Genomic DNA, 20131 nt, shown 5'->3' with positions numbered 1-20131 from the left:
CCGTGACCGACACCCGGGTACCGCCCACCCCGCCCGCCGAGCCGGGTGCGGCGTTGCTGAAGGCCGGCAGGTTCTTCCGGCCCGGCACGCCCGCGTCCGATCTGCACAGCATCGCGCTGACGGGCGGGCGTGAGGCGGACGCGTTCTACCGGGACCGGTGGAGCCACGACAAGGTCGTGAACTCCACCCACGGCGTGAACTGCACGGGCTCCTGCCGCTGGAAGGTGTACGTCAAGGACGGCATCATCACCTGGGAGACCCAGGAGACGGACTACCCGTCGGTCGGCCCGGACCGTCCCGAGTACGAGCCCCGCGGCTGCCCGCGCGGCGCCGCGTTCTCCTGGTACACCTACTCCCCCACCCGGGTCCGCTACCCGTACGTGCGCGGTGTGCTCCTCGGGATGTACCGGGAGGCGAGGGAACGCCTCGGCGACCCGGTCCTGGCCTGGGCGGACATCCAGGGCGACCCGGAGCGCCGCCGGCGCTACCAGCAGGCGCGCGGCAAGGGCGGCCTGGTGCGGGCGACCTGGGACGAGGCGATCGAGATGGCCGCCGCCGCGCATGTGCACACCATCAAGACGTACGGCCCCGACCGCATCGCCGGCTTCTCCCCCATCCCGGCGATGTCGATGGTGTCGCACGCGGCGGGCGCCCGCTTCCACTCCCTGATCGGCGCCCCGATGCTGTCGTTCTACGACTGGTACGCCGATCTGCCGGTCGCCTCCCCGCAGGTCTTCGGCGACCAGACCGACGTCCCCGAGTCGGGCGACTGGTGGGACGCGGCGTATCTGATGATGTGGGGCTCGAACGTCCCGGTGACCCGCACGCCCGACGCGCACTGGATGGCGGAGGCCCGCTACCGGGGCCAGAAGGTCGTGGTGGTCGCGCCGGACTACGCCGACAACGCCAAGTTCGCCGACGAGTGGCTCCACCCGCACCCCGGAACGGACGGCGCGCTGGCCCTCGCGATGGGGCACGTCGTGCTCAAGGAGTTCTTCGTCGACCGCGAGACGCCGTTCTTCGCGGACTATGTGCGCAGGTTCACCGACCTGCCCTTCCTGGTCACCCTGGAGGAGCGGGACGGCGCCTACGTCCCCGCGAAGTTCCTGCGCGCCTCGGACCTGGGACAGGAGGACGAGGGCGCCGGCTGGAAGACGGTCGTGCTGGACGAGGTGTCGGGTCGCGCGGTCGCCCCGAACGGCTCCGTGGGCTTCCGCTGGACCGAGTCGGGCAAGGGCCGCTGGAATCTCGAACTGGGCGATGTGCGGCCGAAGTTGAGCCTGTACGGCAGTGCGGTGTCCGCGGGCGTCGAGGTGCTGCTGCCGCGCTTCGACACCGAGGGCGGGCCGCACGGGCAGGGTCGCGGGGACGTCATACGCCGGGGCGTACCGGTGACGAAGCTCGGCGGGGCGGACGGCCCGCTGGTGACGACGGTCTTCGATCTGCTGCTCGCCCAGTACGGGGTGGCGCGGCCGGGGCTGCCGGGCCGCTGGCCCACGTCGTACGACGACGCCGAGTCCCCCGGCACCCCTGCCTGGCAGGAGGCGCACACCTCCGTCCCGGCGGCCAAGTGCGTGCGGATCGCACGGGAGTTCGCGCGGACGGCCGAGCGGTCCAAGGGCCGCTGCATGATCCTGATGGGCGCGGGCACCAACCACTGGTTCCACTCCGAGACGATCTACCGCGCCTTCCTCGCCCTGCTCCAGCTCACCGGCTGCCAGGGCCGCAACGGCGGCGGCTGGGCGCACTACGTGGGCCAGGAGAAGTGCCGCCCGGTGACCGGCTGGGCGACGCTGGCGGCCGCGTCGGACTGGTCGCGTCCGCCGCGCCAGATGATCGGCACGGCGTACTGGTTCCTCAACACCGACCAGTGGCGCTACGACGGGTTCACGGCCGATGTGCTCGCCTCGCCGCTGGGCGCGGGGCGCTTTCGCGGGATGACGGGCGCGGACTGTCTGGCGCTGTCGGCGCGTTTGGGCTGGATGCCGTCGTATCCGACCTTCGACCGCAACCCGCTGGAACTGGGCGAGGTGTTCGGCGACGCGGTGTCGCGGGTGGTGGCGGAACTGCGCGCGGGCACCCTGAAGTTCGCCTGCGAGGACCCGGACGCGCCGGAGAACTGGCCGCGGATCGTGACGCTGTGGCGGGCGAATCTGCTGGGCTCGTCGGCGAAGGGCGCGGAGTACTTCACGCGGCATCTGCTGGGCACGCAGTCGTCGCTGCGGGCCGAGGAGGCCCCCGAGGACGTCCGGCCGAAGGAGGTGACCTGGCATGACGAGGCGCCCGAGGGCAAGCTCGACCTGCTGCTGTCGCTGGACTTCCGGCAGACGTCGTCGACGCTGCTGTCGGACGTCGTCCTGCCCGCCGCCACCTGGTACGAGAAGCACGACCTGTCCAGCACTGACATGCACCCCTACGTGCACTCCTTCACACCGGCCGTGGATCCGCCGTGGCAGGCGCGCACCGACTTCGAGGCGTTCAAGGCGCTCGCGGAGCGGCTGAGCGAGCTGGCCGTCGGCCATCTGGGCGTGCGCAAGGACCTGGTGGCCTCGCCGCTCCAGCACGACACCCCGGGTGAGATCGCCCAGCCGGGCGGGGTGGTCCTGGACTGGCGGCGCGGGGAGTGCGATCCGGTGCCCGGCAGGACCATGCCGAACCTGACGGTCGTGGAGCGGGACTACACCGCGATCGGCGCCAAGTTCGCCTCGCTGGGCCCGCTGGCGGAGCGACTCGGCCTGCCTGCCAAGGGCATCACGCTCCGCCCGGACGAGGAGGTCGAGGACCTGCGGCTGCTGAACGGCGCGACCGCTGACGGGCGCCCCCTGCTCGACACGGCCGTGAAGGCGGCGAACACCATCCTCGCCCTGTCCGGCACCACCAACGGCCGCCTCGCCACCCAGGGTTTCCGCACCCTTCAGGAGCGGACCGGGCAGGAAATGGCGCACCTGGCGGCCGAGCACGAGGGCAGACGGACCACGTACGCGGACACCCAGGCCGCGCCGGTGCCGGTGATCACCTCGCCGGAGTGGTCGGGCAGCGAGTCGGGCGGGCGTCGCTACACCGCGTTCACGCTCAACACCGAGCACCTCAAGCCGTGGCACACGCTCACCGGCCGCCAGCACTTCTTCCTCGACCACGACTGGATCCACGAGCTCGGCGAGGCGCTCCCCGTGTACCGGCCGCCGCTGGACATGAACAAGCTGTTCGGCGAACCGCGGCTCGGCCCGGACGGGCAGCGGGAGGTGACGGTCCGCTACCTCACCCCGCACAACAAGTGGTCCATCCACTCCGAGTACCAGGACAACCTGTTCATGCTGGCGCTCTCCCGGGGCGGGCAGAACATCTGGATGTCCCCGCAGGACGCGGATGCCATCGGCGTCGCCGACAACGACTGGATCGAGGCGGTCAACCGCAACGGCGTGGTCGTCGCGCGGGCCGTCGTCTCGCACCGGATACCGCACGGCACCGTCTACATGCACCACGCGCAGGAACGCACGGTCGCCGTCCCGAGGACGGAGACCACCGGCCGGCGGGGCGGCATCCACAACTCGCTGACCCGGCTGATCCTCAAGCCGTCCCATCTGGTCGGCGGCTACGCCCAGCTGTCCTGGGCGTTCAACTACCTGGGCCCGACGGGCAACCAGCGCGACGAGGTCACGGTGATCCGCCGTCGCAGCCAGGAGGTCGAGTACTGATGCGTCCGATGGCCCAGATCGCCATGGTGATGAACCTCGACAAGTGCATCGGCTGTCACACCTGCTCGGTCACCTGCAAGCAGGCGTGGACCAACCGCCGCGGCATGGAGTACGTCTGGTTCAACAACGTCGAGACCCGCCCCGGCCAGGGCTATCCGCGCCGCTACGAGGACCAGGAGCGCTGGCGCGGCGGCTGGGAGCTGAACCGGCGCGGCGCGCTGAAGCTGAAGGCGGGCGGCCGGCTGCGCAAGCTCGCGGGGATCTTCTCCAACCCCGAACTGCCGGAGATCAAGGACTACTACGAGCCCTGGACGTACGACTACAAGAACCTCACCGACGCCCCGCTGGGCGACGACTACCCGGTGGCCCGGCCCATCTCGCAGCTCGACGGCAAGCCGATGAAGATCGAGTGGTCGTCGAACTGGGACGACAACCTCGCCGGCGCCCCCGCCTACGGCGACCTCGACCCGATGGTGGAGCGCACGCGCACGCAGGCTTCGGAGAAGGTGCGGTTCGAGTTCGAGCAGAGCTTCATGTTCTATCTGCCGCGTATCTGCGAGCACTGCCTGAACCCGTCCTGTGTGGCGTCGTGCCCGTCGGGCGCGATGTACAAGCGGGCGGAGGACGGCATCGTCCTGGTCGACCAGGACCGCTGCCGGGGCTGGCGGATGTGCGTGACCGGATGCCCGTACAAGAAGGTGTACTTCAACCACGCCACCGGCAAGGCGGAGAAGTGCACGATGTGCTATCCGCGCGTCGAGGTCGGTCTGCCGACGGTCTGCTCGGAGACGTGCGTGGGCCGGCTGCGCTATCTCGGGGTGGTGCTGTACGACGCGGACAGGGTGACGGCCGCGGCCTCCGTCCCGCGCGAACGGGACCTGTACGAGGCGCAGTTGGGTGTCTTCCTCGACCCCGAGGACCGCGAGGTACGGCGGGCGTGCGAGGAGGCGGGGATCCCCTACGACTGGCTGGAGGCGGCACGCCGCTCGCCCGCGCACGCGCTGATCAGCAAGTACCGGGTGGCGCTGCCGCTGCATCCGGAGTACCGGACGATGCCGATGGTCTGGTACATCCCGCCGCTGTCACCGGTGGTCGACGCGCTCTCGGAGACCGGGCACGACGGGGAGGACGCCGGGAACCTGTTCGGCGCGATCGACACGCTGCGCATCCCGCTGGAGTACCTGGCGGAGATGTTCACGGCCGGCGCCATCGGCCCGGTCCGCTCCTCGCTGGAGAAGCTCGCCGCGATGCGCTCCCACATGCGCGCGATCAACCTCGGCGAGGAACCGGATCCCTCGGTGCCGGCCGCCGTGGGCATGGCGGCCGGGGAGATCGAGGACATGTACCGGCTGCTGGCGGTCGCCAAGTACGAGGACCGGTACGTCATTCCGACGGCGGCGGTCGCGGACGCCCGGCGCCTGGAGGAGTCGGCGCTGCCGCAGGGGTGCAGCCTCGACTACGAGGGCGGGCCCGGGATGGGCGGGGACGGCCCCTTCGGGCAGGACTCCGGCGGCCGCAAGCTGCTGCCGCTGATGCCGGTCGAGAACTTCCACGTGCTGCGCAGACGCCAGACCTCCGACGACGCGGCCGACGCCGCCGGACCCACCCGCACAGCCGACACCGAGGAGGCGTGATGCCGTCGTTCGAGGTGCTCTACCAGGCGGCCGCACTCTGTCTGACCTACCCGGACGACGACTTCCGCGCGCGCCTGCCGCTGCTGCGCGAAGCCGCCCCGCAGCTGCGGGAGTTCACCGACCACGCGGCACTCACCCCGCCGGACGAACTGGCCGCGCACTATGTCCAGGTCTTCGACTTCAAGAACCGGCACAGCCTCTATCTGACCTGGTGGCTCGACGGGGACACCCGGCGGCGCGGCATGTCGCTGCTGCGCTTCAAGGAGGTCTACCGCGCCCACGGCATGGAGTTCACGGGCGAGGAACTGCCCGACTTCCTGCCCGCGGTACTGGAGTTCGCGGCCCGCACCGGCGAGAACGATCTGCTGCTGGAGCACCGCGAGTGCCTGGAGCAGCTCCGCGCCCGGCTGACCGACTTCGGCACGCCGTACGCGTCCGTCCTGGACGCGGTGTGCGCCACACTGCCGACCGAACGCACGGGGGTGCGTCCATGACCGCACTGCTCTGGGGCGTCCTGCCCTACGTCACCTTCGCCCTGCTGGTCGCCGGCCTGGTCTGGCGGCACCGCTACGACCGCTTCGGCTGGACCACCCGCTCCTCCCAGGTCTACGAGTCGAGGCTGCTCAGCATCGCCTCGCCCGCCTTCCACTACGGCATCCTGTTCGTGCTGGTCGGCCATCTGGTGGGCCTGTTCGTCCCGGCGTCCTGGACGGACTCGCTCGGCGTGAGCGAGCACACCTACCACCTGTTCTCCCTCTACGGCGGTACCGCGGCCGGCGCCCTGACCGTCGCCGGGATCTTGCTGCTGATCTACCGGCGCCGCACGAACGCGCCGGTGTTCCGGGCGACGACCGCCAACGACAAGCTGATGTACGTCGTCCTGCTCGGCGCGATCGTGCTCGGCATGGTCGCCAAGCTCACCCATGTCTCCGGCGACGGCTACGACTACCGGCAGTCCATCGCCCCCTGGGCCCGCAGCCTGTTCACCCTCCAGCCGGACCTGGACCGTATGGCGGGCGTGCCGGTGCTGTACCAGATCCACGCGGTGGTCGGCATGGCGCTGATCGCGCTCGTGCCGTACACCCGGCTGGTGCACATGTTCAGCGCGCCGGTGCAGTACCTGTTCCGGCCGTACCTGGTGTACCGCAGCCGCGACCCCGAGCAGCTGGGGCCGCGGCCGGAGCGGCGCGGCTGGGAGAAGGCGGGCTCCTAGGCGGCCCCGCCCTTCTGGTCCCGCTGGTCCTTCTCGTCGTCGACGATCTCCGCGTCGACCACGTCGTCGTCCTGCGCGGCGCTCTGCTCGGTGCCGGTGCCGGCGTCGGCGTCGGCCGAGCCGTCGGCGGGGGCCTGCTGGGACTGGGCGTACATCGCCTGGCCCATCTTCTGGCTGACCGTGGCGAGCTTCTCGATGCCGGTGCGCAGGACGTTCGTCTCGACGTTCTGCTCCAGCTGCTCCTTCAGCTCCGTGATCGCCGACCCGACCTCGGCCCGGGTCTCCGCCGGGACCTTGTCCTCGTTCTCGCGCAGGAACTTCTCGGTCTGGTAGACGAGCTGCTCGCCCTGGTTGCGGGTCTCGGCGGCCTCGCGGCGCTTGTGGTCCTCCTCGGCGTACTGCTCGGCCTCCCGCATCATCCGGTCGATGTCGTCCTTCGGCAGCGCCGAGCCGCCGGTCACGGTCATCTTCTGCTCGCGGCCCGTCGCTAGGTCCTTCGCGGAGACGTGCATGATGCCGTTGGCGTCGATGTCGAAGGCGACCTCGATCTGCGGCACCCCGCGCGGGGCCGGCGGCAGGCCGGTGAGGTCGAAGACGCCGAGCTTCTTGTTGTACGAGGCGATCTCGCGTTCGCCCTGGTAGACCTGGATGCCGACGGAGGGCTGGTTGTCGGCGGCGGTCGTGAAGATCTCCGAACGCCGGGTCGGGATCGTCGTGTTGCGTTCGATGAGCTTCGTCATGATGCCGCCCTTGGTCTCGATGCCGAGGGACAGCGGGGTGACGTCGAGCAGGAGGACGTCCTTGACGTCGCCGCGGATGACGCCGGCCTGGAGGGCCGCGCCGACGGCCACGACCTCGTCGGGGTTGACGCCCTTGTGCGGGTCCTTGCCGGTGAGTTCCTTCACGAGGTCGGTGACGGCGGGCATCCGCGTGGAGCCGCCGACGAGGATGACGTGGTCGACCGCGGAGAGCTTGATGCCGGCGTCCTTGACGGCCTGGTGGAAGGGGGTCTTGCAGCGGTCGAGGAGGTCGGCGGTGAGCTCCTGGAACTGGGCGCGGGTCAGCTTCTCGTCGAGGTGGAGGGGGCCCTCGGCGGAGGCGGTGATGTAGGGCAGGTTGATCGTGGTCTCGGAGGAGCTGGACAGCTCGATCTTGGCTTTCTCGGCGCCTTCGCGCAGCCGTTGGACGGCCATCCTGTCGTTGCCGAGGTCGATGCCGTTCTGCCCCTTGAACTTCTTCACCAGGTACTCGACGACCCGCTGGTCCCAGTCGTCGCCGCCGAGGTGCGTGTCGCCGTTGGTGGCCTTGACCTCGATGACGCCGTCGCCGATCTCCAGCAGCGAGACGTCGAAGGTGCCGCCGCCGAGGTCGAAGACCAGCACGGTCTGCTCCTCGCCGCGGTCCAGGCCGTAGGCGAGGGCGGCGGCCGTGGGCTCGTTGATGATCCTGAGGACCTTCAGACCCGCGATCTCCCCGGCCTCCTTGGTGGCCTGCCGCTGGGCGTCGTCGAAGTAGGCGGGGACGGTGATCACCGCGTCGGTGACGTCCTCGCCCAGATACGCCTCGGCGTCCCGCTTCAGCTTCTGGAGCACCCGGGCCGACAGCTCCTGGGCCCGGTAGCGGGTGCCGTCGATGTCGCCCTGGTCGGGAAAGCGCCAGCTCCCGTCGCCCATGTAGCGCTTCACGGAGCGGGCGGTGCGGTCGACGTTCGTCACCGCCTGCCGCTTGGCCACCTCCCCCACGAGCACCTCGCCGTTCTTGGCGAAGGCCACGACCGACGGTGTGGTCCTGGCCCCCTCCGCATTGGCGACGACAGTGGGCTCGCCGCCCTCCAGAACGGCGACCACCGAGTTCGTGGTCCCGAGATCGATCCCGACCGCGCGTGCCATCACTGTCCCCTTCCGCCAGGGCACCTCTTGAACTCCAGCACAAAACTTGAGTGGGCTCTTGTCAATGGGGCGAGTGACCCTGGGGGTGGGTACCAAACGGAGACTGAGCGGGCGCTCAGGGGTCGGGGGGCAGGCCCGGAGGGCCGCCCCCCGAGGGGCGCGGGGAACTGCGCGATCAGCCACGACGGCGCCGCAGACAACGGACGACCCACCGCGGCTCCCCCGCGGAGCGCTACGCCAACTTCGCCGACAGCGTGATCGTCGTCCCCGTCAGCGCCTGGCTGACCGGGCAGTTCTTCTTGGCGTCCTCCGCGGCGGCGACGAACGCGTCGTTGTCGATGCCGGGCACCGTCCCCTCCACCGTGAGGTGGATCCCGGTGATCCCCTCACCCGGCTGGAAGTTCACGTCGGCCGAGGTGACGAGCTTGGTGGGCGGCGTACCGGCGCCGTTCAGGGCGTGCGACAGCGCCATGGAGAAGCAGCTGGAGTGCGCGGCGGCGATGAGCTCCTCGGGGCTGGTCTTGCCGTTCGCGTCCTGCGAGCGCGAGGCCCACGTGACCGGCTGCGCGGCGATGGCACCGGAGGAGTCGAAGTTGACGACACCGTTGCCCTCGAGCAGGTTGCCTTCCCAGACGGTGTGTGCGGAGCGCGTGGTAGCCACGATTCTTCCTTTCGCATGGGGGCCCGTTTCCGGGGTCCGTGTCCCCCATCCGATCACACTCCGGCTCAACTCACCCGGAAGACCGGCCCACGCGGGGTGAACGGCAGTCGACGGCCCGGGGGAATCAGGTACGCGTGCTCACGCCGCACCCGCAGCACGTCGCACCAGCCGTCCGTGATGACCAGGACGGGCGCCCCGGCCGGGAAGTCGTCCGCCCGCAGCAACAGGTCGATCCCGGGCTGCAGGACCGTACCGCCGCGGCCCCGTACCCGCACCCGTCCGGCGATGTCGGTGACCGGCACGTACCCGGCGTCGTACGGTCCCGCGTCGCAGAACACCACGCGCGCGGCCGGGACGTCCCGCGCCTCGGCGTACGAGGCGATCGCGCCGAGGGCCTTGCCGAGCAGGCCGGTGCTCATGGACCCGGAGGTGTCCAGGACGACGCCGAAGGTGCAGCGGGCGATCTCCTCGGGCGGGAAGTAGCGTCCGGCGCGCGGGATTTCGGGTGTGGAGGCCTGCCGGCGCGAGGGCCGGGCGTAGGTCCGCACCGGTTCCGGGCGGGGCACGAACTCGTCGAACCAGCGGGCGAGTCGGGCGTCCCAGGGCAGCGGCGGATGGCTGAGCGCCCGGATCTCCTGGACCAGGCCGCCGGGCAGGAAGCCGCGCTCGTGCTGCTGGTGCAGGTCCAGGCCCTGGGACAGGCCCCGGCGGTAGAACTCGTCGAGGTCGACGTAGTCGCCGGGTACGCCGAGCGGGGCGCCGAGGACGTCGCCGACGCCCTTGCCGCGCAGGGTGGCGAGACGGCGCATCCGGCGCAGGTCGCCGGCGATCCGGTCGTAGACCTCCTCGGCCGACAGGCCGGTCATCTCCTGGTCGTACAGCAGTCCTTGGGGCATCTCGCCGACCTGCATCTCGCGCAGCCAGCCGTTGATGACGTAGTCGCAGGCGACGTTGAACAGGTAGGGGTCGCGGGTGCCGCAGCGGTCGCCGTGGCGCAGGGCGGCGTGCAGCATCTCGTGGGCGAGGATGAACCGCCATTCCTCGGGCTCGAACTGGCGCAGCGGGTTGATGTAGATCTCGCCGGCCTCCGCGTTGACGGCGGCGACGGCGATGCCGTGGGCACGGGCGAGTTCGGCGTCGGCGACCAGCTTGATGCCGGCCGCGATGCCGCCGAGCAGCGGGTAGGAGGTGATGAACCACTCCAGCGCCCACTGCCAGGGCCGCTTCTTGACGGGCTCGCCGACCATGGAGTCGCGGCGGCCGCCCGCCATGTCCATCGCGGTGGAGACGGTCCGGGTGAGCGCCGTGGCGAAGGCCAGCTGATGGTCGGGAGGGGACCCGTACCAGCCCGTCCACTCCACGAGGAGCTGGTCGGGCTCCGGGCCGGCCGTGCCGCAGCCCTCGTACACGGCGGGGACGCCGTCGCGCCGCCAGGGCGCGGCGAGCCGTTCCTCGTCGCCGGCCGGGTAGGTCAGCGGCAGGTCCTCCGGGGCCTTGCCGACGGGGAAGGTGAGCAGGAAGCGGTTGACGGCGACGCACCGTGCCGCGAGGTCGGCGCGGTCGGGCTGCACGGGCGCGCCCTTCCTGGAGGGGACGTGTCCGAAGCCGAGGTGCAGGACGGCGTGCGCGATCGCCCAGGCCCAGGTGGCGGGTTCGGCGAGCCGAGTGGCGTGGACGTGCAGTACGCCGTCGGAGTCGACGCGAAGGAGGCCGTCGCGCGGCGCCTGTTCGCAGCTCTCGTGGCGGCAGACGGTGAACTCCACGGCGGCGAGCGCCGGGTTGGCGCGCACCAGCCGCAGCCCCTCGGCGAAGGCCTCCGCCGCGAGGTCCCGCTTCTTCTGCCCCTTGCCGCCCTTCTGGCCGCCGCCGCGGCTCATCGCCGCGCCTCGACCAGCCGGGGCATGTCACGCGCGGCCTCCACCAGGAACCAGGCCGGCAGTACGGGGTTGCCGTCGGCGTCGGAGGCGATGACGCTCTGGGCGACCTCGACGGAGATCTCCGCGAGCTGCACCAGCTGCGACTTGGCGCGGTACGCGGTCTGCCGGGCGGCCGCCGACATGTGGTCCTTGCTGACCGGCAGTTCCTTGACCAGACGGCCGCGGAAGGACTCGGCGAGGTAGTAGAGCAGATCACGGTCCTGCATACGGTGCGGCCAGCCGGCTTCGCCCTTGATGATCGCCTCGATGCCGTACTGGCTGCGCACGATCTTGACGTAGCCGCAGAACGCGGTGGCGTGCGTCGGCGTCAGCGTGCCGTGGGCCAGGACCTTCAGGGTCTCCTCGTCGAGGTCACGGCCGAAGGAGTGCAGCGCGTCGGAGAGCATGTGCCAGGAGCGGGGCGTGGAGAACGGCTCCTCGGTCTTCGGCGGCTTGGACCACAGGTGGTCGGGGCGGTCGGTGAGGTGGTCCAGGATCCACGGGTGGATGCCGTTGTTCGCGGCCCAGGTCAGCCAGTCCTTGGCGGACGCCTCCAGGTGGACGTGGGTGAGCCGGTTGACCAGCGCGGACGCGATGGGCCGGGCGAGGGCGTTGTCGGTGGCGCGGTTGCCGGCGCCGATGACGATGGAGCCCTTCGGCAGTTCGTAGTTGCCGATACGGCGGTCCAGGATCAGCGAGTAGAACGCCTTCTGCACATCGGGCGTGGCCGCGTTCAGCTCGTCCAGGAACAGGCAGTACGGCTCGTCGCGGGCGATGGCCTCCGGCGGGCAGAACACCGAGCGGCCGTCGCGGATCTGCGGTACGCCGATCAGGTCCTCCGGCGCGAGCTGCGTACCTAGCAGACTCACGCACTCCAGCCCCAGCGACGCGGCGAAGTCCCTGACGAGGGACGACTTTCCGATGCCGGGGGCGCCCCAGATGAACACGGGCCGCACGGTGGCGAGGCCGAGGAGCAGTTCGGGGATACGGGTGGGCGTGACGGTGACTGCAGCCTGCAACGCAGAGGCTCCTTGGGGGTGTTCGAGAGGTTTGCGACTCGAACAGTGTGTGCTCGCGGCCCCTCGGACGCAGCCGATTATTCAGGCGGCCCGCTCCTGCGGCTCCGCCTCCACCGGCACCTGCGGCCCGTTCGCCTCGCGCAGCCAGCGCCGCAGCACCCGGTGCACATGCTCGGCGCCGACGAGGTCCTGCCCGTCGTCCACGGGGGCGGAAAGGGCGAGGGGCGACAGCAGGAACGGCCTGCCCTGCGCGCCGCCGAGCCCGCCGTGCGAGCCGATCTGCTCCTCGAAGGCGAGCACCTCGCCGTCGGCCGGGTCGTACGCCGAGTTGACCATGATGTCGGCGGCGGACGGGAAGGAGTGCGTGCGGCGTACGGCGTCGGCCGCGCCCGGTCCGAAGACCTCCAGCGGGCCCGGCTCGCCGTCCAGCCGGTCCACGGGGATCTCGGCGCCGTACGCACCGAGCACGACCCCGCCGTGCCGCTCGCTGCGCACCAGCAGGAAACCGATGCCGGGGTGGTTGGCGAGGGTGGTGAGCAGCGCCGGGTGGCGGGCGTCGATCTCCTCCTTGGTCATCCGGTGCGGCACGTCCGGGAAGGACACCAGGCCGAGGTTGCCGGAGGCCAGCACGATCGGCTCGGAGCGGCGGCGCGATGGGCGGTGCTGCTCGCCGCCCTCCTCGACGGGGCGGCGCAGCGCGGCGCGCACGGCCGCGCGGGCCTCGGCGCCGCTGTGGGTGCGCCGTGCCCTGCGCGGCACGGGCAGCCCGCAGCCGGCCCGCACCAGGTCCCCGAGGCCGAGGCCGTAGCGGGCGCGGAAGGTCTCGCCGGGGCTCTGGCCGTGGTCCGACAGCACCACGAGCCGGTACGGCCGCGGCGCGTGCTCGGCGGCCTTCTCGATCAACGCCAGCGCCCGGTCGAGGCGTTCGAGGACCTTCTCGACGTCGCGGCCGAACGGCCCGGAGTGGTGCGCGACCTCGTCGTACGCCACGAGGTCGGCGTAGACGGCGGTGCGGCCGGCGAACATGTCGCCCATGACCGCGGCGACGACGACGTCCCGTTCGACGACGGTCGCGAAGGCCCGCACGAACGGGTAGAGACCGCCGCGGGAGACTCTCGGCCTGGCCTTGCGGACGCGGGCCCTGCTCGACTGGCCGATCTCGCGGCCGACCTCGGCGATGAAGGACAGGGCGGTGCGCACGGCGTTGGCCGGGTCGGAGAAGTAGGCGAAGTAGCCCGCGCGGGAGCGGTTGCGGCGGTCGCGCCGTCTGGTGGCGATGGACAGCACCAGGGCCTGCTCGTCGGCGCCGCCGCTGAAGAGGTTGCCGCGGCTGGCGCCGTCGGCGGTGAGCAGGCCGCCGTCGCCGGTGCGGTCGATGGCGCGGCGCTGGAGCTCGGCGGCGCTGGTGGGACGGTTGCAGACCATCACCTCGCGGGCCGCCTTCTCGTACCAGCGGAAGGCCGGGACGTCGTGGTTGCTGCCGTGCAGGATGCCGAGCTGGCTGGCGCCGGTCTGGCTGGACCAGTCGGTGCGCCAGGCGGTGAGCCGGTGGGTGGGGCGCTCGCCCGCGCCGGTTCCCTCCCCGAGCCAGCGGGCGACGGTGGGCATCAGGCCCTTGCCCACGGCGGTGAGCAGGAGGTCGTGGCCGACGCCGTCGAGCTGCATGAAGACCGTGCCGGGGCTGGAGGGGCCGGGCGGCAGGGCCCGGCGCCGCCGGTCGGCGAGGCGGTACAGCCGGCGCCGGTAGGCGTCGTCGTCACGAACGGCCAGGGCACCGCCGGTGGCGGAGGCGACCGCGGACATCACGGCGGCCACGATGACGGCGGTCTCGGGGGCGGCCTCGCTGTCGCCGGAGGGCACCAGGCGCAGTGCGACGATGAGCAGCGAGCCGTTCAGGAAGAACACCAGCAGGCCGAGCACGAGCGCGGGCACGAGCAGCAGCAGCCGTACGAGCAGGGGCCAGACGAGCGCCGAGAGCAGACCGAAGGCACCGGCGCCGAGGGCCGCGGTCATGGCGAGCCGGGTGGTGCTCTCGTCGTCGGCCGACTGCAGCTGGAAGTCCGGCAGGATCCCGGCGAGCACGAGCATGGTGACGGTCGAGACCGCCCACACGGCCACGCTCCGCCCGACCTGACTGGCGACCCGCCGCCAACGCCCACTCACGCCCACGCCCACGCCCCCAGCCTCGCACAACGCCCGGTTCGGCAGCGCCCCTGAAAGGGGCGCGGGGCTGTATCGATATGCGGCTCCGCCGCGGGCGCCCCCAGCCCCCAAGGCGCCGCGGCCGAGCAGCGTCCTCATCGGCCCCCGCAGCGGAGCGCCTAGCGGCCGTCGTACCCCGCCGTCGGCATCGACAGCCGCCGATGCACCCGAGCCTTCATCTGCGCGTCGTACAACGGCTCGGCCCGCCCCACCGTCTCCACCCGCACCCCGCGCCGGGCGCACTCCGCGGTGAACTCCTCGACGGACGACAGCGCGCTCTCCAGCACCCTCCGGCTGGGCGCCACGAACAGATCGAGGCCGGGCCGCACACCCTCCCACAGCACGCTGTGGTCCGCCCGCAGCCCCCGTACGAGGAGTTCACGCGCGACGAAGTACCCGTGCTCGGCGGCCCAGCGCGTGCACATGGCGTGCTGGCTGCGGGAGTCCACCAGGAAGGGGTCGGCGTCCAGCTCTTCGAGCGGCGTCAGACTGGCGATCGCCGTGACGCGCACTATGGATGGCCCCATGGCGTCCCCCCACCTCCGGATTTCGCCGCCGACCCTACTCCAGCCCGTACGCTTCGGGGAGTCGCGCGAAGGAGGCAAAGAAGTGCCGGTGGAGATCACCTGGTGGGGTCACGCCACCTGCACGGTCGAGGACTCGAACGTGCGCATCCTCACCGACCCTCTGTTCGCACGCCGGCTCGCACACCTGCGCCGACGCCGGGGTGCGCTCCCGGCGCCCGACTCCCGGCGCGCCGATGTCGCCGTCGTCTCCCACCTCCACGCCGACCACCTGCACGTTCCCTCACTCGCCGGGCTGCCCGAGGGCACCCGCCTGCTCGTGCCCCGGGGTGCGCCGGGTGCGGTCCCGGGTCTGCGCCGGCTCACCCATCTACGGGTGACCGAGATGGCGCCCGGCGATGTGACGACGGTGGGCGGCGTGGCCGTACGGGCCGTTCCGGCGCGGCACGACGGGCGGCGGCTGCCCGTCGGACGGCACCGCTCCCCCGCCCTCGGCTATGTCATCGAGGGCCAGGTACGCACGTACTTCGCCGGGGACACCGGCCTGTTCGACGGCATGGCGGAGGAGGTCGGGCCGGTCGACGTGGCGCTGCTGCCGGTGGGCGGCTGGGGGCCGTATCTCGGGGAGGGGCACCTGGACGCGGGGCGTGCGGCGGAGGCGCTGGCCAGGCTCGCGCCGCGCAGCGCGGTGCCGGTGCACTACGGCACCTACTGGCCGATCGGCATGGACGCCGTGCGCCCCCATGAATTCCATGCGCCCGGCGATGAGTTCGCACGCCTCGCGGCGGAGCGCACGCCCGGCGTATCGGTGCACCGGCTCGCGCACGGCGAGAGCGTGCGCCTGGAGGTGGCCCGGTGACGGTGCTGGCCGCCGCCACGACGACGGTGACGCCGGAGTCGACGCAGCAGGCGATCGGCTATCCCTCCCTGTTCCTGCTGGTGCTGATCGGGGCGCTGGTGCCGATCGTGCCGACGGGGGCGCTGGTCAGTTCGGCGGCGGTGGTGGCGTTCCACCAGACGGCGCCGTTCTCGCTGGCGCTGGTGTTCGTGACGGCGTCGACGGCCGCGTTCCTGGGCGATATGTCGCTGTACTGGCTGGGCCGGCGCGGCCTCGGCTCGAAGAACGGTTCGCGCTGGCTGGAGGCGATCCGCTCCCGTGCGCCGGAGGAGCGGCTCACACAGGCCCAGGAGAAGCTCGCCGAGCACGGGGTGGCGGTGCTGGTGCTGTCCCGGCTGGTGCCGGCGGGCCGGCTGCCGGTGATGCTGGCCTGTCTGCTGGCGGAGTGGACGATGCGACGCTTCGCGCGGGGGAACCTGCCGGCCTGCCTGGCGTGGGCGGTGACGTACCAGCTGATCGGGATCCTGGGCGGGTCGCTGTTCGACGAGCCGTGGGAGGGGGTCGTCGCGGCGGTGGCGCTGACGCTGGTCATCAGCGCGGCGCCGAGTGTGTGGAAGCGGATTCGATCTGGCAAGTGAGCTCTCGTCGCGGACTCTCGGCCCGTCATGGCCGGTCGCGCAGTTCCCCGCGCCCCTGACGGCATCCACTGGCGTCGGTTACCTCAGAACCCGCGATCCCCCCACAGGCAGATCCCACAGGTCCCCTCTGTCCAGCCCCGCCTTCTCCCACGCCGCCCGCACCCGTGTGAGCGGCTCCAGGACCGGCTCCGCCGACAGGACGAACGTCGCCCAGTGCATGGGTGCCATCCGCCGCGCACCCAGGTCCTGAGCCGCCCGTACGGCCTCCTCCGGGTCGCAGTGGACGTCGCTGAGCCACCAGCGGGGGTCGTACGCGCCGATGGGGAGCAGGGCGAGGTCGATGCCCGGGTAGCGCTCGCCGATGCGGGTGAACCAGTGGCCGTAGCCGGTGTCGCCGGCGAAGTACACGCGCTGTCCGTCGGGCGCGGTGAGCACCCAACCGCCCCACAGGCTGCGGCAGGTGTCGACGAGGGTGCGCTTGGACCAGTGGTGGGCCGGCACGAAGTCGAGGCGGACGCCGGACAGTTCGGCCGCCTCCCACCAGTCCAGCTCGGTGACCTGCGTGAACCGCCGCCGTCGGAACCAGCCCGCGAGGCCGGCCGGCACGAACACGGGGGTGTCGCGCGGGAGTCGGCGCAGGGTGGGGGCGTCCAGGTGGTCGTAGTGGTTGTGGCTGACGACGACCGCGTCCACGCGCGGCAGGGCGCTCCACGCGACGCCGACGGGGGTGATCCGGGCGGGCGTGCCGAGGATCCGGCGCGACCAGACCGGGTCGGTGAGCACGGTCAGCCCGCCGATCTGCACGACCCAACTCGCGTGCCCCGCCCAGGAGACGGCGATCGTGTCGGCGCCCACGCGGGGCACCGGGCCCGGCTCGAAGGGCAGGAGCGGGATGTCGGCGAGGCCCTCGCGGCCCGGACGTACGGCGCCCTCGCGGGCGAAGCGGGCGAGGGCCTTGATGCCGGGCAGCGGGGCGGTGAGACGGTCGTGGAAGGAGCGGGGCCACACTCGGCGTTCGCCCAGCGGGCGGGGGGCGGCGAGGGGAGGGAGCGAGGGCGCGAGGGGTGATGGGTGGCCCGTCGGATCGCCGGGTTCCTGGGTGGTCGGGCCCGTGCCGGAGGTTTCCCTGCCGGCCGTACTCGCGGTGGTCTTGTGCTTCGTGGCCTTGTGCGTCGGGCTTGTTCGCGTGGTGGCCGCTCGCCCGGTGGTCGACTCGTACTGCTGCGTCATCGAGGAGGCTCCCGTCGCCGAGCTTCGTCGCGGAGATCGTCGAAGACCGACCTCATGTGGATCAACGCGCGTTGCACGTGTGGCAGTTCCAACGGCGAGGGGGAAGCGATGCATTCCGCGCGCTCCTCGTCGGTGCCCGCGAGCAGCGCGCCGGTGGACAGCCGTACGCGCAACGCCGCGAGGTCGTCGCCGAAGCGGTGCCCGCCCGGCGCGGGCATGCCGAGCCGCGCGGCGAGGAAGTCCTCCAGGTCCTGCGCGTCGCCCACGCCGTGCGAGGACAGCCCGGCGCGCAGGGGACCGAGGTCGACGTACAGGTGCCGGCCGGCCTGCGGGGGCCGGGACAGGGCGCCGGCTCCCACGGCGGCTGCGTGCGCGGCGGCGGCCACGCGCGCGTGCAGCCGTACGGCGGCGCCGATCCGCGCGGTGACGGGCTCCGGCTCGGCGAGCGCGTACCCGGCGGCGAGGGCGACCGGGCCGGCGACGCGGGCGCCGAGTGCGGTGAGCACGTCGAGCACGCGCGCGTGGAGGCCGTTCCCGGCGTTGTGCGCGGGGAACCGGGCGACCGCAGCAGGCCAGCCCGGCGGGAGGTGGGCGCCGGCCAGGTCGGTGACGACGGTGACCTGCTCGGGCAGCATCTCGGCGGGGCTGACCAGCACGGTGTCGTGCGGGGCGTGCACGGTGTCACGCCAGGTCTCGTCACTGACCAGGTGCAGGCCCTCGCCGGTGGCGGCCTCCACGGTCTCGTGCAGCACCTCGGGCGGGGCGACGGTGGCGGTGGGGTCGTCGGCGACCGACAGCACGAGCAGCCGTGGGTCACCGCCCTCGTCACGGACCCGGCGGACGGTCTCCAGAAGGGCGTACGGATCCGGGACGCCGCCGCACTCGGCCGGGGTCGCCACGTGGAAGACGGGCCGGCCCAACAGGCGTGCGTACGGCGCCCACCAGGCCGCACAGGGCCGTGGCACGAGGACGTCGCCGCCGAGCGCGAAGGTCAGACCAAGGAGCAGGGCGGGGGCGCCGGGGCCGGCCACCGCATGCTCGGGCTCGGTCGGCAGTCCGCGCCGGCCCCAGTAGCCGCACGCCGCCTCCAGCAGGGCGGTGCCACCGCCGACCGGCTCGCTCTCGGCGCGGCCTGCGGCGGCAGCGAGGACTGCCGCGATCTCGGGCAGTACGGGCAGTCCGTCGTCGGGGAGCGGCGGCCCGTAACGGACGGGGCCGTGGCCTTCGGGGTCCGTCCGGCGCATCCGTGCCTCCGCTGTGCCTGGTGCCGTGGTGGGTCTGGTCGACGTCGTCCGATGCTCCGTGCGGGCTGGTGGGGGGTGGGGGTCGTGGGGTCCTACGGTCCGGGGGCGACGTGCGGTGCATCGTGTGTCTCCGCGCTTCGCGTACCCATCGTGGCGCAACTGCACGGGTGGCCGCCGGGGTTGCGCCGGTCACCGGGTCGCCGTACGGCTCGGTCCGGCGAGATCCATGCTGCGAGATCAGTCCTCCGGGGTGGTCGTCCTGCGACGCAGCCGGTACGCCGCACCTCCGAACGCACCCGCGATCAGTACGCCGCCGGCCACCAGCGCGGGGACGGAGTCGGTGAAGGTGCCGCCGGTACCGGCCTGCACACCGTGCTGGTCGGTCGCCCCGCCGCAGTCGTCCGCTCCGGGTTCCTTCTTGCCGGCTCCGGCGTCCCACTCGGGTGCGACTCCGCTCGCGTCGGTTCCACCGGCGTCGGTTCCACCGGTCCCGCCGGCCCCGCTCCCGCCGGTGTCCGTGCCGCCGGTGTCGAGCCCTTCCTCTCCGAGTTCCCCGATGTCGGTCGCGCCGAGTCCGCCCGTCCCTTCGGTTTCGGCGCCGTCCCACCCGGGTTCGGCCTTGCCGGCCTCCGACTCGGCCGCGTAGGGCTCGGCCTTCTCGGCTCCGGTCCAGTCGGACTCGGGGTCCTTGCAGGTATGGCCACCGCCGGTGCCACCACCGCCGCTGCCACCCTGGTGGCCCCCGCTCTCGCCCTTGCCACCCGTGTCGCTCCCCTTGCCCCCGCCGGAGTCGCTCACGTTCAAGTCGCTCAGAGTGGAGTCGGTCAGAGTGGAGTCGGTCGGATCGGAGTCACTCCCAGCGCCCACGCTCCCGGCACCGCCGCTCTCGCGCGCCACCGTGAACGTCGCGCTCCACTCCTTGCCCTCGCCGCCGCCCGCCGCCGGGCAGGTCCCGTCGACCGTCCAGTCGGACTCGGCTCCGGCCGCGTCCGGGTCGCCCTCGAAGCTCTCGGCCGGGGGAACCCGGGCGCTGCCGCGGTAGACGGGCCCGGCGGCCTTCTCGTCCGTGCCGGAGGCCCGTTTCAGCTCGACGGTGCCTTCCTCGAACGCCTGGGAGGTGGCCTGGAGGGTGGCGGGCGCGGACCCGTCGAGGGCGTCGCAGGTGACCGAGACGGTGACGCTGCCGCCCGGCGCGACCGTGCCCGGACTGACCTCCGCGGCCGGGTCCGCGGAGGCGGCCGAGGCGGGGGCGCCCAGGGCGACACCCGTCAGAGCGGCGACGGACAGGGCGCGGGCGGTGCGGCGCATGGGGTGAACTCCTTCGGCCGACGGCTGCGGGGGAACGGCGGTCGTGCCCCCGCAGCCATGACAGCCCGCCCGCGGCCCTGGCGCGCGCGGCCGGACCCCATTCGCGGGATTGGGGAGGGC

General features: G+C 72.3%; 15 protein-coding genes. 6 read left to right on the top strand and 9 right to left on the bottom strand.

Annotated features, from left to right (window positions below; all coding sequences use genetic code 11):
- Window positions 1-2: 2 nt before the first annotated feature.
- The 4 genes from PGH47_RS35110 to narI are packed head-to-tail and all read left to right on the top strand — an operon-like array spanning window position 3 to window position 6542.
- Window positions 3-3695 carry a nitrate reductase subunit alpha gene (locus PGH47_RS35110; RefSeq protein ID WP_271666754.1) on the top strand — a complete coding sequence of 1231 codons (3693 nt, stop codon included), beginning with the start codon at window positions 3-5 and terminating at the stop codon, window positions 3693-3695.
- Window positions 3695-5329, top strand: coding sequence for a nitrate reductase subunit beta (narH, locus tag PGH47_RS35105; protein WP_271666753.1), 1635 nt, complete (start codon window positions 3695-3697; stop codon window positions 5327-5329). Before PGH47_RS35110 ends, narH begins: the two co-directional genes overlap by 1 nt.
- Window positions 5329-5823 (top strand): nitrate reductase molybdenum cofactor assembly chaperone, encoded by a 495-nt coding sequence (gene narJ / locus PGH47_RS35100; RefSeq protein WP_271666752.1) that lies wholly within the window; start codon window positions 5329-5331, stop codon window positions 5821-5823. Before narH ends, narJ begins: the two co-directional genes overlap by 1 nt.
- Complete coding sequence (gene narI, locus PGH47_RS35095) at window positions 5820-6542, top strand: respiratory nitrate reductase subunit gamma (protein ID WP_271666751.1); 723 nt, start codon at window positions 5820-5822, stop codon at window positions 6540-6542. Before narJ ends, narI begins: the two co-directional genes overlap by 4 nt.
- On the opposite strand, the gene dnaK is transcribed toward narI, so the two are convergent.
- The 6 genes from dnaK to PGH47_RS35065 form a co-directional block, all read right to left on the bottom strand.
- Window positions 6539-8431 (bottom strand): molecular chaperone DnaK, encoded by a 1893-nt coding sequence (dnaK, locus tag PGH47_RS35090; RefSeq protein WP_271666750.1) that lies wholly within the window; start codon window positions 8429-8431, stop codon window positions 6539-6541. The genes narI and dnaK overlap by 4 nt on opposite strands.
- Before the next feature lie 232 nt (window positions 8432-8663).
- Window positions 8664-9092, bottom strand: coding sequence for an OsmC family protein (locus PGH47_RS35085; protein WP_030946875.1), 429 nt, complete (start codon window positions 9090-9092; stop codon window positions 8664-8666).
- A gap of 65 nt (window positions 9093-9157) precedes the next feature.
- Entirely contained in the window at window positions 9158-10969 is a 1812-nt protein-coding gene (locus tag PGH47_RS35080; protein WP_271666749.1) for a vWA domain-containing protein, read from the bottom strand.
- Window positions 10966-12027 (bottom strand): ATP-binding protein, encoded by a 1062-nt coding sequence (locus PGH47_RS35075; RefSeq protein WP_271666748.1) that lies wholly within the window; start codon window positions 12025-12027, stop codon window positions 10966-10968. Before PGH47_RS35075 ends, PGH47_RS35080 begins: the two co-directional genes overlap by 4 nt.
- A gap of 81 nt (window positions 12028-12108) precedes the next feature.
- Window positions 12109-14139, bottom strand: a complete 2031-nt coding sequence (locus tag PGH47_RS35070; protein ID WP_271668221.1) for a phage holin family protein — start codon at window positions 14137-14139, stop codon at window positions 12109-12111.
- Between the two features lie 209 nt (window positions 14140-14348).
- On the bottom strand, window positions 14349-14756 hold the full coding sequence (locus tag PGH47_RS35065) for a hypothetical protein (protein ID WP_030961912.1): 408 nt from the start codon (window positions 14754-14756) through the stop codon (window positions 14349-14351).
- Between the two features lie 82 nt (window positions 14757-14838).
- On the opposite strand from PGH47_RS35065, the gene PGH47_RS35060 reads away from it, so the two are divergent.
- Together PGH47_RS35060 and PGH47_RS35055 are read left to right on the top strand one after the other, a co-directional pair.
- Window positions 14839-15612, top strand: coding sequence for an MBL fold metallo-hydrolase (locus tag PGH47_RS35060; RefSeq protein ID WP_271666747.1), 774 nt, complete (start codon window positions 14839-14841; stop codon window positions 15610-15612).
- Window positions 15609-16229, top strand: coding sequence for a DedA family protein (locus PGH47_RS35055; RefSeq protein ID WP_271666746.1), 621 nt, complete (start codon window positions 15609-15611; stop codon window positions 16227-16229). Before PGH47_RS35060 ends, PGH47_RS35055 begins: the two co-directional genes overlap by 4 nt.
- A gap of 78 nt (window positions 16230-16307) precedes the next feature.
- Here PGH47_RS35055 and PGH47_RS35050 read toward each other — a convergent pair whose 3' ends face one another.
- The 3 genes from PGH47_RS35050 to PGH47_RS35040 form a co-directional block, all read right to left on the bottom strand.
- Entirely contained in the window at window positions 16308-17459 is a 1152-nt protein-coding gene (locus PGH47_RS35050; RefSeq protein ID WP_271666745.1) for an MBL fold metallo-hydrolase, read from the bottom strand.
- Window positions 17456-18703, bottom strand: a complete 1248-nt coding sequence (locus tag PGH47_RS35045) for an aminotransferase class I/II-fold pyridoxal phosphate-dependent enzyme (RefSeq protein WP_271666744.1) — start codon at window positions 18701-18703, stop codon at window positions 17456-17458. Before PGH47_RS35045 ends, PGH47_RS35050 begins: the two co-directional genes overlap by 4 nt.
- 237 nt (window positions 18704-18940) lie before the next feature.
- Window positions 18941-20011 carry a hypothetical protein gene (locus tag PGH47_RS35040; RefSeq protein ID WP_271668300.1) on the bottom strand — a complete coding sequence of 357 codons (1071 nt, stop codon included), beginning with the start codon at window positions 20009-20011 and terminating at the stop codon, window positions 18941-18943.
- Window positions 20012-20131: the final 120 nt, after the last annotated feature.

The sequence above is a fragment of the Streptomyces sp. HUAS 31 genome (assembly GCF_028198125.1).
GTDB lineage: Bacteria > Actinomycetota > Actinomycetes > Streptomycetales > Streptomycetaceae > Streptomyces > Streptomyces chartreusis.
This window is presented reverse-complemented; position numbering and strand designations above follow the sequence as displayed.

Coding starts and splice junctions, on each gene's coding strand:
- PGH47_RS35050 (WP_271666745.1), bottom strand. CDS start 17,459: ATGACGCAGCAGTACGAGTCGACCACCGGGCGAGCGGCCACCACGCGA.
- narI (WP_271666751.1), top strand. CDS start 5,820: ATGACCGCACTGCTCTGGGGCGTCCTGCCCTACGTCACCTTCGCCCTG.
- narJ (WP_271666752.1), top strand. CDS start 5,329: ATGCCGTCGTTCGAGGTGCTCTACCAGGCGGCCGCACTCTGTCTGACC.
- dnaK (WP_271666750.1), bottom strand. CDS start 8,431: ATGGCACGCGCGGTCGGGATCGATCTCGGGACCACGAACTCGGTGGTC.
- PGH47_RS35040 (WP_271668300.1), bottom strand. CDS start 20,011: ATGCGCCGCACCGCCCGCGCCCTGTCCGTCGCCGCTCTGACGGGTGTC.
- PGH47_RS35065 (WP_030961912.1), bottom strand. CDS start 14,756: ATGGGGCCATCCATAGTGCGCGTCACGGCGATCGCCAGTCTGACGCCG.
- PGH47_RS35080 (WP_271666749.1), bottom strand. CDS start 10,969: ATGAGCCGCGGCGGCGGCCAGAAGGGCGGCAAGGGGCAGAAGAAGCGG.
- PGH47_RS35045 (WP_271666744.1), bottom strand. CDS start 18,703: ATGCGCCGGACGGACCCCGAAGGCCACGGCCCCGTCCGTTACGGGCCG.
- narH (WP_271666753.1), top strand. CDS start 3,695: ATGCGTCCGATGGCCCAGATCGCCATGGTGATGAACCTCGACAAGTGC.